Source organism: Mesorhizobium sp. ES1-3 (assembly GCF_020164795.1).
In the GTDB taxonomy this organism is placed as follows: Bacteria; Pseudomonadota; Alphaproteobacteria; order Rhizobiales; family Rhizobiaceae; genus Mesorhizobium.
Genome location: NZ_JAIUGW010000011.1, coordinates 152,249 through 166,045 on the forward strand (window position 1 = coordinate 152,249; position 13,797 = coordinate 166,045).

A 13,797-nucleotide genomic window follows, 5' to 3' on the forward strand; every position below is an offset into this window, starting at 1 on the left:
GCGGCTTAGCACAGATTCGCGGCTCCGCCGATACCGGTGAGACCGTCAGTTTCGCCCATTGAGGTGGCGAACCCTGCGCAGTTGCGGGAACAGATAGGCCCACAGGCCGGCAACCGCGACGGCGCCGACGCCACCGATGACGACCGCCGGAACCGTGCCGATCAGCGCCGCCATGGTGCCGGCGCGGAATTCGCCGACTTCGTTGGAGGCGCCGACGAAGACCTGGTTGACGGCGTTGACGCGGCCGCGCACTTCGTCCGGCGTCCACAACTGGATCAGCGTTTCCCTGATATAGACGCTGAACATGTCGGTGGCGCCGAGGAAGACCAGAGCAACGATCGACAGCCAGGTGAGGGTCGACAGACCGAACAGCACGGTGAAGGCGCCGAACGCCGCGACGAAGCTCAGCATGATCTTGCCGGCATGGTCGCGGATCGGGTGCCCGGCGAGCCAGACCGCGACGCAGACGGCGCCGATGCCCGGTGCCGAGCGCAGCAGGCCGAGGCCCCATGGACCGAGTTGCAAGATGTCGCGCGCATAGACCGGCAGCAGCGCCGAGGCGCCGGACAAGAGCACGGCGAAGAGATCGAGCGAGATGGCGCCGAGCACGATCTTCTCGCTCCAGATGTAACGGAAGCCGGCAAACAGTGTTTCCATCGTCGGCTTGTCGGTGGCGCTTTGCTGGGCGGGTTTGGGAATGGTGAAGATCAGCAGACCGGCCACCAGCATCAGCACAGAGGCGACAGCGTATGCGGCTTCGGCCGAGACGCCATAGAGCAGGCCGCCCGCGACCGGACCGATGATCGTCGCCGTCTGCCAGGCGGACGAGTTCCACGCAATCGCGTTGCCGAAATCTTCCGGCGGCACCAGATTGGCGAACAGTGACGACGAGGCCGGTCCGTAAAAGGCGCGCGCCATGCCGAACAGCGCCAGAACGGCGAAGATCGGCAGCGGGCTGACGAGGCCGCGCAGCGTGAAGTAGAGGAGAACGAGCGCACAGCCTGCCTCGACCACCGTTGCCAGCGCCATGATCAGGCGGCGGCCGAAGCGGTCGGCGACGACGCCAGTGACCAGCACCAGCAACAGCGAAGGCAGGAACTGGACGATGCCGACAATGCCAAGGTCGAACGGATCGCGCGTCAGGTCATAGATCTGCCAGCCGACGGCGACGGAAACGATCATGGTCGCGAAGGTGGTGAGAAAGCGCGCCGTCCAGTAGCTGAGGAAGGCTTTGTGCCGGAAAGCCGCATAGCGCTGCTCCGGTAAATTTTGCTCAGGTATCATGGAGCGAGGCCCCGTTGCTATGCCGGCGGGGCACTTCCCGAATGGGCGCTGGTCCGACCAATGGAACTTGGTAAAGTTCGGCGCGCATATGCTTCAAAATCAGGTCTGGATCAAGGGACTTTCGAGCCGCGCTCTCGGTAGCACGCGGAAGTTACTGCCGCAGCGCGGCCGAAATCGCGTCCAGCCCGCCTTTCAATTCGGCCTCCGTCGGCCAGCCGAAGCCGACGCGGAAGAAGCGCTTCTCCATCTCGAACCAGTGGCCAGGCCCGACATAGGTGCCGTGGTCCTCCAGCAGCCTGACATAGAACCGGTCGAGGTCGAAGCCGGGCTCGACATCGAGGCGCGGGAAACCGACGACACCGCCCTCAGGCCGCACCCAGTCGACCAGCGGCTCGCGGTCGATCCAAGCCTGGACGATATCACGGCGCTTGGCCATCTCGGGCAGCAGCTTTGCCAGAAACACGTCCCGGCGCTCCAGCACGCCGCGCGCAATGCCTTCGTCGATGACGCTGCCGCAGATGCCGATCTGCTCCTTGGCGGCGAGGAATTTTTCCTGGAGGGCGGCATCCCTTGCAGTCAGCCAGCCGATGCGGATGCCGGGAATGCCGAAGGCCTTGGACAGCGACGAGACGCTGATGGCCTTTTTGCTCAGCGAGGCCGCCGAAGGCAGGCGCCTGCCATAGGAGAGGTCGCGATAGGTTTCGTCGACCAGCAGATGGCAGCCGCTGGCCTCGGCGAGCGCCACCAGCGCGTCGAGTTCGGCACGGCTCATCATGGTGCCGGTTGGATTGTGCGGGCAAGTGACGCTGATCAACTTCGTATTCAGCCGCATCGCTGCCTTGACGCGCTCGATATCGACGGCAAAGCCTTCCTCGAAGGCGAGGTCGACGAAGCTGATGGCGCAGCCGATCGCCCGCGGCGTTTCGATGTTGGTGGCGTAGTTGGGCCTGATGACGACGAGGTGATCGCTGGCCGACAGCAGCGAGGTCGAGATGATGAACAGCGCACCGGCCGCACCGGCGGTGACCAGCACATCGTCGGGCGAGATGCCGGCATCCTGTGCCGCGATCAGGTCGCGCAGCGCCTTGTCGCCGCGATGTTCGCCGTAAAAGAGCGTCAGGTCCGGCAGCGAGAGGCCGATGTCGGAGAGCTTCTGGTCGGCAATCGAGCTTTCGGAGAGATTGTAGCGGATACGGTCGTAGCCGTATTCCTCCGGGGCCTCTTTCTCGATCACCATCCTGGTGTAGTTCATGGCTTCCCCCCCGGAGCGGTTCACCGTTTCACGGAAACGGCAAACAGCTCCACCCCCTTTGTCTAGACGCAATTCCGGACGGATAACCGTTTCACACTTTTCCTGGAATTGCTCAAAGCTTGTCCGGTTCATCCAAGCCACAAAAACATGAAGCCTGCCAAGGCGGTTTCGCCGGCAGGCTTCTGTTCCAGTCGTTCTAAGTATTGGCTCAGGACTGAGTTGCTCAGGCCGGGACTTTGGCCTTTCGGCCTTTGCCCTTGGCAGGCGGGGGGGCGACGGCCTTGCGGCCGAGCCCGATCGACTTCGCCAGTTCCGAGCGCGAAGCGGCGTAGTTGGGGGCAACCATCGGATAGTCCGAGGGCAGGCCCCATTTGGCGCGGTAGGCATCCGGCGTCAGGCCGAAATGCACGCCGAGGTGACGCTTCAGCGATTTGAACTTCTTGCCATCCTCGAGGCAGATGATGAAATCCGGGGTCACCGACTTCTTCGGGTTGACGGCCGGGACCAGCGGTGCCGCCACCGGGGCGACCGGCTGGCCGAGCCCACTGATCGAGGCGCTGACGCTGGCGATCAGCTCGGGAAGGCCGGACGCGGGCAGGCGATTCTTCTCGACATAGGCCGATACGATGTGGGCTGTCAGTTCGAGAAGGTCGAGGGTCTTGCTGGCGTGGCTGTTTTCGTCGGTCAATCTATTTCCTCCATCCATGGCGCATGACCTCGAAAATGGGGCCGTTTTCAAAAAGGATGATGCGCAAAATTAAAGTGCGTCGTCTTTGTGCGTCGCGCGCGACGCGATGTAGTGGGGCTGACTTCCTAGTCGGCAAACCTGCACAATGCAATCTATCGGCGCGACATCACACGCCATTTTGAACAACTATACTAAACTGTAATAATATCAGACGATCAGGGCCTTGTCGCGCCACAGACGAAATCCGCCTTCGAAAGCGCGTGTGTTGTCACCGCGCCTGCAGTTGGCGGGCAATTCGTCGAGCTTGTCGACATTGCCGCCGCCGATGACGACATAGTCTGGCTGCAGGGCGGCGCGCAGCCGGTTGACGACGTCGAAGACATAGCCGCGCCACTTCTTCTTGCCGCGCTTTTCCAGGCCGCGTTCGCCGACATAGTCCTCGAAACTCTGGCCTTTTCTATAGGGGAGATGGGCGAGTTCCATCGGCTGGCCGACATTATCGAGGATCATCGCCGCACCGAGGCCGGTTCCGAGGCCGAGGAACAGCATGCGCCCGCCCTCATAGCTGCCGAGGGCCTGCATCAGCGCGTCGTTGACCACCTTGACCGGCTTGCCGAACTCAGCGGTGAAATCGAAGCCGACCCAGCCCTTGCCGAGATTCATCGGGTCGAGCACCGGCTTGTTGTGACGCACCGGGCCCGGATAACCCATCGAGATGACGTCATAGGACAGTCCCTCGGCGAGCTTTTTCACCTTGTCGATCATCTGCCGTGGCGTCAGGTCAGGCCCGGAATCCGTCCGGCGCTCGGTGCCACCGTCGCTGGTCAGGATCTTAACGTGCGACCCGCCGATGTCGATCGAAAGGACGACCTGCCCAGTGTTCGACGCAGCCTGCTTATTCACCTTGGCCATCTGGTCCCCTCCGCTCATGTTACCGGGCCGATCCAGCCATTGGGCGGTCCGAAGCCGGCCATGGCGTCCATCGGCCCCCATGTCTTCGGCTCGTAAAGATGCGGCGGCGTGGTATCGCCGAGCACCGGACCGACGATGCGCCAGGCCAGTTCGGCCGCGTCCTGGCGGGTGAAGAGCTGGCCATTGCCGTTCATGGCGTCGCCGATCAGCCGCTCATAGGGCGGCATGTCGCCCTTCGAATCGTCGAGCGCGGCGAGTTCCACCTGCTCGCCGATCATGTCGTCGCCGGGCGCCTTGCGCTGGGCGCCGATGGCGATCATCACCTGCGGGTCGATGCGGAAACGGACGTAATTCTGGTCGGCGGGTTTGATCGGGTCGAAGACGTCCAGCGGCGGACGCTTCAGCCGCACCACCACCTCGGTGACATGCACCGGCATGTTCTTGCCGGCGCGGATGAAGAACGGCACGTCCTGCCAGCGCCAGGTGTCGACGAAGAAGCGCACCGCCGCGAAGGTCTCGACCGGCGAGTTCGGCGCCACACCGGGCTCGGCCAGATAGCCTGTGAACTGGCCGCGCACGACATCGTTCTTGGTCAAGGTGCGGATGGCGCGCAGCACCTGCACCTTCTCGTCGATCAGGTCGTCGGCGGAGCGGCCGACCGGTGGCTCCATGGCCAGGAGCAGCAGGATGTTGAGCAGATGGTTCTCGATGACGTCCCGGATGCAACCGACATCGTCGTAGAACCGCCCCCGCCCTTCGATGCCGAAATCCTCGGCCATGGTGATCTGCACGCTCTCGACGTAATTGCGGTTCCAGATCGGCTCGAGCAGGGAATTGGCGAAGCGGAAATAAAGCAGGTTCTGGATCGCTTCCTTGCCGAGATAGTGGTCGATGCGGAAGATCGACTGTTCGTCGAACACCAGGTGTAGCACCCGGTTCAGCCAGCGCGCCGATTGCAGATCGTGGCCGAAGGGCTTTTCCACCATCAGCCGCGCGCCATGCGCGGTGCCCGACTGCTCCAGCCCTTGCACGACAGTCTCGAACATGGTCGGCGGCACCGCCATGTAGTGCAGCGGCCGCTGGGCGCTGCCAAGTGCCGTCTTCAGCTTCTCGAAAGTGGCCGGATCGCGGTAGTCGCCGCTGACATAGCGCAGCAGCGACGCCAGCTTGGCGAACACCTTCTCGTCGATCTTGCCGAGCGCGTCGACGATGCCGTCGCGGGCGCGGTCCTGCAATTGCTTCAAATCCCAGGCGTCGAAGGCGACGCCGATCACCGGTTCGGTGAGCGTGCCCTTGGCGACCATCTGGTAAAGGGCTGGAAATATCTTCTTGTGGGCGAGGTCGCCGGTCGCTCCGAAGAGCACCAGCGTGTCGGACCGTTCCTGGCTCATGCGTGCGTCTCCCCTGTCGCCGTCACTTGCCGTCCTTCGGTTTTTCGATGTGGCCGCCGAAGGCATAGCGCATGGCGGACAACAGCTTGTCGGAGAATTCGGATTCGCCTTGCGAGGAGAAGCGGTCGAACAGGGCCGAGGACAGGACCGGCGCCGGCACGCCGGTGTCGATCGCCGCCTTGAGTGTCCAGCGACCCTCGCCGGAATCCGAGACCCGGCCGCCGAATTGCGCCAGGCCCGGATCGCTCTTCAGCGCGCCGGCGGTGAGATCGAGCAGCCAGGAGCCAATGACGCTGCCGTGCCGCCACACCTCGGCCACCTGCGGAAGGTCGACATCGAACTGGTAGTATTGCGGGTTTTCAAGCGGGCTTGTCTCGGCGTCCGCCGTCCGTTGCCGCTTGCCGGCATTGGCCGACTTCAGGATGTTCATGCCTTCGGCATAGGCGGCCATGACGCCGTATTCGATGCCGTTGTGCACCATCTTGACGAAATGGCCGGCGCCGCTCGGTCCGCAATGCAGGTAGCCATAGGGCGCCGTGCCCGCGGTCTTGTCCGGGGTTGGCGCGCCGGTATCGAGACCAGGCGCCAGCGTGGCAAAGACCGAATCGAGGTGCTGCACCGCCACGTCGGGGCCGCCGATCATCAGGCAGTAGCCGCGTTCCAGCCCCCAGACACCGCCGCTGGTGCCGACATCGACAAGATGGATGCCCTTGCCAGCCAGTTTCGCGGCCTCGTCGACGGCGGCGTGATAGTAGGAATTGCCGCCGTCGATGACGATGTCGCCAGGCTCCATCAGCGCCGCGACCTGGTCGATGATCTTGCCGGTGATCGCCGCCGGCAGCATCAGCCACACGCAGCGCGGCTTGGCGAGCTTGCCGACGAATTCCGCCATCGAAGCCGCCCCCAGCGCGCCGTCGCTCACCAGCGCGGCGACGCTGGCCGGGTTGATGTCGTAGACGACGCATTCGTGGCCGTCGCGCATCAGGCGTCGCACCATGTTGGCGCCCATCCGGCCCAGTCCCATCATTCCGATCTGCATGGTTTCGTCCTGTTTCCTAGAGATTTGCTGGGTTTGTCGAGGAAGGATCTACTGGCTGTCCTGAGCGCCTGACATGACGGAGAAGTCGACATTCTCCCAATCGCCGGTTCCGGGCCAGAAAAAAGTGAAGATCAGCGTGCGTCCGCTGGGGAGGTTGGCCGTAGGCAGATCGACAAGGTGAATGCCGAAAGCGTTTTCCGCCGTCTGGCTATCGTGGGTGGTTGCCCAGTTGTCGGCGCTCCAGTGGACTGTGGCTGCCGCCAGAAGCTCGACGCGCAATGTCTTGCCCTCGGGCAGCGTGCGGATCTTGTTGTTGAAGCGCCATGTCCTGAAGGGCGACACGGTCTTGTCCTCGATGTAGCGCTTCACGCCTTGCGGCGGCATGTCGAAGACGGCGCCGTCGCGCAGGGAGCGCAGCAGCTTGACATGTTCGGAATGCGCCCAGACCAGCGGCATGGCGCTGCCCGACGGCTTGCCATGCAGCAGCTCGCGGCCCGGAATATCGGCGCCGTCCCAGACCTGTTCCGGCAGCAGGCCGCCGGTTCCGGCCGAGCGTTCCAGCGTGTCGAGCAGGCTGGCCGCCTTGTCCTTGCGCCCGGCCGCGAGCTCGTAATGGGCGCGTTCGCCGGCGAGCAGGGGCCAGGGCCGGCCCTGACCGGTGCCGTCGAAAGGCGCGCCATCCTCATGCTCGCCATAGCCGTCGCTGTCATAGCGGTACCAGAGCGGCCCTTGCGGCAGCTCGCAGCGCAAATGCGCGTCGATGACCTTGATCGTGTCGACGATGCGCGGATCGTCGGCGGCCCTCAGGCCAAAGCGCACCAGCGCCAGCGCGTCGGGGCTGACGATTTCCTCGGCCGGTCGGTCCGTGTCGCCGGGTGGGCGATTCTTGATCGGCACGTAGCCGTCCTTCGGCGAGCTGGCATCGGCGCTGTCCGGCGGCGCGATGCGGACGTAGTAGCCGGCGACGCCGGCGGCCTTGCAGATGGCGGTGCCGGTGACATAGGTCCAGCGCTCGACCTGGTCGTTCCAGCAGTCGGCGGTCTCGCGCAGATAGCTTGCCGCGGCCTGCTTGCCGCAGGCATCGAGCAGGTCGGCCGCGGCCAGCAGTGCGGCTATCTCGACGGCCAGCGTGAACGGGCTGTAACCGGCGTCTTCTTCCCAGCGGTCCTCGCCGGTGACGGGTCCATTGCGCACGACATAAGAAGCGGCACTCTCGATCATCTGCAGGAAGGTCTTGAGCCTGGCACTCGGCAAGTGGCCAGCGCGATGCAGGGCATCGGCCAGCAGCATGGGGAAGGCGCATTCGTCCATCTGGATGCCGGGCCAATAGGCCGTGCCGTCGAGCCAGGCGTTCTGCGGCCAATGGCCGTCCGGCTGCTGAATGGAGCGGAGGTATTCCAGGATCCAAAGGGCCGAAGCGGCATCGCCGGCGGCGAGAAAGCCGCCCGCCGTTTCGACCAGGTCGCGTGGCCAGACCAGGTGATAGCCCCCGAGATCATCGTCGCCCTTGTCGAACCCCCACGGGATCGACAGGCTGGCCACCGCCGCGCCCGGCATGACCGATGACCGGTGGGTGGCCAGCACCGCGGTGGAGACGCGGTAGCCGTTCACTCCCGGCACTCCGGGCGTCCGGTCGCGGTCCAGTGGCAGCAGCCCGGCCTGCCATTCGCGCCATTTTTCGACATAGGATTTCGCCGCCGGTTCAAATCCCCGCTTCAGGCTGGCGAAGGCGTTTTCGGCTGCTTCGTCCGGCGTCGTCCCAAAACACAGCGCCAGCACGGCTTTTGTGTTGGTGGCGGTGAAGCCGATCTCGCCGGTCAGCGCGACATTGCCGTCCTCGGCGCGACAGCATGCCGGATCGAGCTTGCCGGCATGGTTCAATTGCTGCCAACCATCGGAGACGCCGACATAGCCGGCCGAACAATCCCGCCAGGGCAGCGACGAGGCCAGCGCCAGGCAGGTGCCGCGCCCCGAGGCAAAAAGGACGGGCTTTCCCTGGTATTCGCCGACCCAGGCGGTGTTGCCCATGCCGGCATTGACCAGATGCGGCGCCAGAAGCGCGTAGACGCGGTAATCGGCCGGAACGCCCTCGAGCGGGGTGAAGGTGATCTCCTGCAGCAAGGTCGGGCGAGCCGGATCGGCCAGAATGCGCTTCTCGATCCGGTAGGCGCCGTCATCAGCCGTATTGGCCAGCCTGTAGGCGGGCACGCCGTCCTCGAACGGCTCGATGCCGTGCGTGGCATCGCGTTTTTCCTCGGAGAAATATCCATCCTTGCCGGTGACGATCAGGCCGAGGTCGCGCGTGCAGGCGCTGTCGACACGCGGAAAATACACCTCGTTCAGGATGCCGTGGCTGATCGTGAACCAGACAGGGCCGGCCGACGAGAGGGAAGTTCCGACGCCGCTTTTGGCGCTCGACGTCCAGCGCGCCGGAATTCCCGGGGCTCCAGGGGGAACGATCGGCGTCGCCGCCATGCTTTTCAGCCTCATGAGCCCATGCCTAGCCCATTCAGCGAAGCCCTTTCAATCATCGCACCGCAAGTTGATCGCCGGGCCTTCGCGGATTGCAGTTGACAGCCCGCCGGCCCTGCTGCACTTTTGTCTGATAATAGATAAAAAACAGGTACGCAATCGCGACGCTCATCACTAGCAGACCAGCAACACTCGGGAGGAGTATGACATGAAGAAACTGTTCGTTCTGGGCACCCTTGCAGCAGTGCTCGCAGCCGGCACGGCACTCGCCGACACCAGCGGCAAGAAAATCGCATTCTCGAACAATTACGCCGGCAATTCGTGGCGGCAGGCGATGCTCGACAGCTACGCCATCGTCACCAAGAAGGCGGTCGACGACAAGATCGTCGCCGCGGCCGATGTCTTCACCACCGCCGACAAGGAGGTGCCGACGCAGGCAGCGCAGGTACAAAACCTGATCCTGCAGGGCTATGACGCCATCGTCATCAACGCCGCCTCGCCGGATGCGCTCAACGGCGCCATCAAGCAGGCCTGCGACGCCGGCATCACCGTCGTTTCCTTCGACGGCACGGTGACCGAGCCTTGCGCCTACCGCGTGGTCGTCGACTTCAAGGACATGGGCAAGCAGGAAGTCGAGCATATGGCCAAGTTCCAGCCCAAGGGCGGCAATCTGCTTGAAATCCGGGGCCTGGCCGGAACCTCGATCGACGACGCCATCCATGCCGGCATCCTCGAGGGTGTGGCCGCGCATCCCGAGTTCAAGATCGTCGGCTCGGTCACCGGCGACTGGGACCAGACCACAGCGCAGAAAGCGGTCGCGACCATCCTGCCGTCGCTGCCCGACGTCGTCGGCGTCGTCGACCAGGGCGGCGACGGCTATGGCGCCGCGCAAGCCTTCGCCGCCGCCAACAAGCCGCGGCCGACCATCATTATGGGCAACCGGCAGGACGAATTGAAGTGGTGGAAGGAACAGAAGGAGAAGGAGGGCTACCAGACCTGGTCGGCCTCGATCGCGCCCGGCGTGTCGACGCTCGCCTTCTGGGTGGCGCAGCAGGTGCTCGATGGCCGCAAGGACATCCCGCACGACCTGCTGGTGCCGTATCTCGCCTTCACCCAGGACGATTTCGAGGCGGCCCTGCCGAAGATCAAGGAGGGTGGTGTCGCCACCCACGAATACACGCAGGAAGATGCCATCGCGGCGATCAAAGCCAACATCAAGTGAACGTCGCACACGCGTTGCCCGGGCATCACTGAGCGGATATCGTTGAGCATGGCCGCAGGCAACACGGACATCAGAGTTGGCGGCGCCGAAAAACATTTCGGCGCCGCCAATATTGACATCGTAAGACTGAACGGTGCCGAAAAACATTTCGGCGCCGTTCGCGCGCTGGGCGGGGTGGATTTCCATGTCGGACCCGGCGAATGCGTCGGCCTCGTTGGCCATAACGGCGCCGGCAAGTCGACGCTGATGCACATGGTGGCCGGCACCTCGAAGCCCGACAGCGGGACGATCGGCGTGCATGGCGGCATCGAGGACAATTATTCCGTATCGCGGGCACAGCAGCTCGGCATACGCTGCGTGTTCCAGGAACTGTCGCTGTGTCCCAATCTCAGCGTCGCCGAGAACACGCGCATCAACCATGCGTCGCTCTCCGGCTTCGGCTGGCGGCGCAAGGCCGCCGAGCTGATCGCCGCCAAGCTCGATGAGATCTTCCCGGACCATGGCATCTCGGCCTGGGACATTGTCGGCGATCTGTCGATCGGCCGGCGGCAGATGGTCGAGGTGGCGCGCGCCTTTACCGTGACGCAGGACCGGCTCGACCTGGTCATCCTCGACGAGCCGACCTCGTCGCTCGACGCGCACACGGCCGGCCAGCTGCTGGCCTTCGTGCGCCGCTTCGTCGCCGGCGGGAAAAGCTGCATCCTGATCTCACACGTGCTGGGTGAAGTGTTGCGGAACGCTGACCGGATCGTGGTGATGCGCGACGGCAAGATGGTGGCGTCGGACGCGGCTGGTGCCTTCGATCGCGACCGGCTGGTGACGGTGATGGGTGGGGCGGCGGCGCGCGAGAAGACCGCCGCACAGGCCGCTGCCGCCAAGCCAGGCGCCAGACCGCTGCGCGTCCGGGCGCGGCCCGCCGGGCAGACCGACGGCAAGGACCTTGTCGCCTGCGGGGGCGAGATCATCGGCCTTGCCGGGCTGGCCGGCCACGGACAGACCGACTTGCTGCTGCGGATCTTCGACGCCGCCGCACGCGCCAAGGCCGGCATCGAGGTCACGGCGCCGGTGGCGCTGGTGGCGGGGGACCGCCAGTCGGACGGTATTTTCCCGCAATGGTCGATTGCACAGAATATCGGCATCCGTTCGCTGGCGCGTCTGCGTAACGGGTTGCTGATCTCGCCGCGCCGCGAGGCGGAGCTCGCCGATGCCTGGAAGAAGAAGATCGGCATCCGCACGCCCGACATGAACAACAACATCTTCTCGCTGTCGGGCGGCAACCAGCAGAAGGCCCTGTTTGCCCGCGCACTGGGTTCCGATGCCGAAATCGTGCTGATGGACGATCCGATGCGTGGCGTCGACATCGGCACCAAGCTGGAGGTCTACGACCTCGTGCGCGAGGAGGCGGGCCGCGGCCGCACCTTCCTCTGGTACACGACCGAAACCGAAGAGCTCGACAATTGCGACCACATCTATGTCTTCAAGAACGGCCGCATCGTCGCCAACCTGACGCGCGACGAGCTGACGGAAGAGAAGATCATCCAGTCCTCCTTCGGCGATGCGGCCTGAGATGACGGCGACGCCGATCGACAATGGCTTCAAGGGATCGGCGGCACGCAACGCGGCGGCGCGGGCCCGGCTGTTGCGCGGCCTGCTGCCGGCGCTTTCGCTGGCGCTGGTGTTGGCGGCAATCGCCTGGCTCAACCCGCGCGCCATCAGCTATTTCGGCTTCAGCCTGATGCTGAACCTGGCGATTCCGATCGCGCTGGCGACAATCGCGCAGATGTTCGTCATCGCCGGCAACGAGCTCGACCTCTCGATCGGCACCTTTGTCGGCTTTGTCGGCTGCGTCACCGCGACATGGTTGAAGGACGCGCCGCTCGTCGGCGTCGCGATACTGCTCGGGTCGATCGGCATCTATGCGCTGCTCGGCGCGCTGATCCATCTGCGCAACCTGCCTTCCATCGTGGTGACGCTCGGCATGAGTTTCGTCTGGCAGGGGCTGGCCATCCTCGTCCTGCCAAAGCCCGGCGGCAAGGCGCCGGACTGGCTGCTGGCGATCATGTCGTTTAAGCCGCCTTTCATTCCGTTTCCGATCATCGCCGCGCTGCTGATCGCGGCGGTCGTGCATTTCGGCCTGATGCGCACCTCGTACGGCGTGATCCTGCGCGGCTCCGGCGGCAATCCGGCGGCGCTGCGGCGGGCCGGCTGGTCGCTGCTCAAGACCAAGATCGTGCTGTTTGCGCTTGCCGGCCTCTTCGGCGTGCTGTCGGGCATGGCGCTGATCGGCATCACCACCTCCGCGGATGCCAATATCGGCAATGGTTACACGCTGCTGGCCATCGCCGGCGTCATCCTCGGTGGCGGCGAGTTCGTCGGCGGCCGGGTCTCGCCGATCGGCGCTGTCATTGGCGCGCTGACGCTGGCGCTGGCCGCCTCGCCGCTGCTCACCTTCATGCACATTCCGCCCGACTGGCAGGTGGCGGCCAACGGCGCCATCCTGATCATCGTGCTGGCGGCGCGGGTGCTGATCAGCCGCAGGGAAAGGTGAGCGATGGCTTCGCTGAAAACGCTGCTCACAAAACCCTGGATCTGGTCGTTTGTCGGCGCGCTGCTGGTGTGGCTGGCGACGATCGCCTTCACCGGCGGCTATGGCGGCGGCGGCATGGTCACGGCCGCATTGTCGCTTGCCGTGTTCACCGTCATCGTCGGCGTCGGCCAGATGTTCGTCATCACGCTCGGACCCGGCAATGTCGACCTGTCGTTGCCAGCCAATATCGGCCTGGCAAGCGCGGTTGCCATGAAGGTGATGGGCGGCAGCGATGCCATGATCGTGGTCGGATTGCTGGCGGCGCTCGCCTGCGGTGCCGCGATCGGCGCCATCAACTATTTGCTGATCTGGGCGCTGCGCATTCCGCCGATCATCGCGACGCTGTCGGCGAGCTTCATCATCCAGTCGGTCGATATCAGTTATGGGCGCGGGCTGCAGATCAAGCCGCCGCCGGGCTTCGCCGATTTCACCAACTGGCAGGTGCTGGGCATTCCCGTGCTTGCGATCCTCACCGTGCTGTTCACCATGGGTGCTGCCATCGCCCTGCAGCGCATGATCTATGGCCGCTCGGTGCTGGCGATCGGCCAGAACATCCGCGCCGCCTGGCTCGCCGGCGTCAAGGTGGGGCGCATCCGCTTCCTCACCTACACGCTGTCGGGGACGCTGGGTGGCATCGACGGCGCGCTGCTCGCAGGCTATTTCCGCGGCGCCAATGTCGATATCGGCAATGAATATCTGCTCGCTTCGATCGCCGTCGTCGTCATCGGCGGCACATCGGTGGCCGGCGGCAAGGCCAATGTGCCCGGCGTCTGGGGTGCGGCGCTGTTCCTGGTGCTGCTTTTGACCATGCTCAACACATTCGGCGTCAGCGCCGGCGTGCGGCTCTTGCTGACGGGGTTGATCATCGTAGGGGTGATCACGGCGGCGGGTGGGGAGAAGGCGGTGCGCTGATCGCAACGTCTACGGCGCGACCGCGGCCTGTCGGGCCA

11 protein-coding genes are annotated in these 13,797 nt (G+C 64.7%); 4 read left to right on the forward strand and 7 right to left on the reverse strand.

From position 1 onward, the window contains the following. Nucleotides 1-45 precede the first annotated feature (45 nt). The 7 genes from LB536_RS17260 to LB536_RS17290 form a co-directional block, all read right to left on the reverse strand. A complete protein-coding gene (locus tag LB536_RS17260) occupies nucleotides 46-1,284 on the reverse strand; it encodes an MFS transporter (RefSeq protein ID WP_224594761.1) in 1,239 nt (412 codons plus the stop codon). Between the two features lie 151 nt (nucleotides 1,285-1,435). Next, nucleotides 1,436-2,536 (reverse strand): aminotransferase class I/II-fold pyridoxal phosphate-dependent enzyme, encoded by a 1,101-nt coding sequence (locus LB536_RS17265; protein ID WP_224594764.1) that lies wholly within the window; start codon nucleotides 2,534-2,536, stop codon nucleotides 1,436-1,438. 223 nt (nucleotides 2,537-2,759) lie between these two features. Then, nucleotides 2,760-3,242: a MucR family transcriptional regulator gene (locus LB536_RS17270; RefSeq protein ID WP_224594767.1), complete on the reverse strand. Its 483-nt coding sequence runs from the start codon at nucleotides 3,240-3,242 to the stop codon at nucleotides 2,760-2,762. Between the two features lie 189 nt (nucleotides 3,243-3,431). After that, nucleotides 3,432-4,136 carry an ROK family protein gene (locus tag LB536_RS17275; RefSeq protein ID WP_140811160.1) on the reverse strand — a complete coding sequence of 235 codons (705 nt, stop codon included), beginning with the start codon at nucleotides 4,134-4,136 and terminating at the stop codon, nucleotides 3,432-3,434. A gap of 14 nt (nucleotides 4,137-4,150) precedes the next feature. After that, the gene (gene zwf, locus LB536_RS17280) at nucleotides 4,151-5,527 is read right to left on the reverse strand and encodes a glucose-6-phosphate dehydrogenase (protein WP_224594770.1); all 1,377 of its coding nucleotides are present in this window, start codon (nucleotides 5,525-5,527) and stop codon (nucleotides 4,151-4,153) included. A 22-nt stretch (nucleotides 5,528-5,549) separates the two neighbouring features. Then, nucleotides 5,550-6,566 carry a phosphogluconate dehydrogenase (NAD(+)-dependent, decarboxylating) gene (gene gnd / locus LB536_RS17285; protein WP_140761524.1) on the reverse strand — a complete coding sequence of 339 codons (1,017 nt, stop codon included), beginning with the start codon at nucleotides 6,564-6,566 and terminating at the stop codon, nucleotides 5,550-5,552. Nucleotides 6,567-6,614: 48 nt separating this feature from the next. Next, nucleotides 6,615-9,041 carry a glucan 1,4-alpha-glucosidase gene (locus LB536_RS17290; RefSeq protein WP_224594880.1) on the reverse strand — a complete coding sequence of 809 codons (2,427 nt, stop codon included), beginning with the start codon at nucleotides 9,039-9,041 and terminating at the stop codon, nucleotides 6,615-6,617. A 205-nt stretch (nucleotides 9,042-9,246) separates the two neighbouring features. Between LB536_RS17290 and LB536_RS17295 the strand changes: the two genes are divergently transcribed. Genes LB536_RS17295 through LB536_RS17310 form a run of 4 tightly spaced genes read left to right on the forward strand, consistent with a single transcriptional unit; the run spans nucleotide 9,247 to nucleotide 13,759 of the window. Further along, a complete protein-coding gene (locus LB536_RS17295) occupies nucleotides 9,247-10,260 on the forward strand; it encodes an ABC transporter substrate-binding protein (RefSeq protein ID WP_224594773.1) in 1,014 nt (337 codons plus the stop codon). Nucleotides 10,261-10,308: 48 nt separating this feature from the next. Further along, nucleotides 10,309-11,826 carry a sugar ABC transporter ATP-binding protein gene (locus LB536_RS17300; RefSeq protein WP_224594775.1) on the forward strand — a complete coding sequence of 506 codons (1,518 nt, stop codon included), beginning with the start codon at nucleotides 10,309-10,311 and terminating at the stop codon, nucleotides 11,824-11,826. Between the two features lies 1 nt (nucleotide 11,827). After that, nucleotides 11,828-12,808, forward strand: coding sequence for an ABC transporter permease (locus LB536_RS17305; protein ID WP_224594777.1), 981 nt, complete (start codon nucleotides 11,828-11,830; stop codon nucleotides 12,806-12,808). Nucleotides 12,809-12,811: 3 nt separating this feature from the next. Next, nucleotides 12,812-13,759: an ABC transporter permease gene (locus LB536_RS17310; protein WP_224594780.1), complete on the forward strand. Its 948-nt coding sequence runs from the start codon at nucleotides 12,812-12,814 to the stop codon at nucleotides 13,757-13,759. The last annotated feature ends 38 nt before the right edge of the window (nucleotides 13,760-13,797 follow it).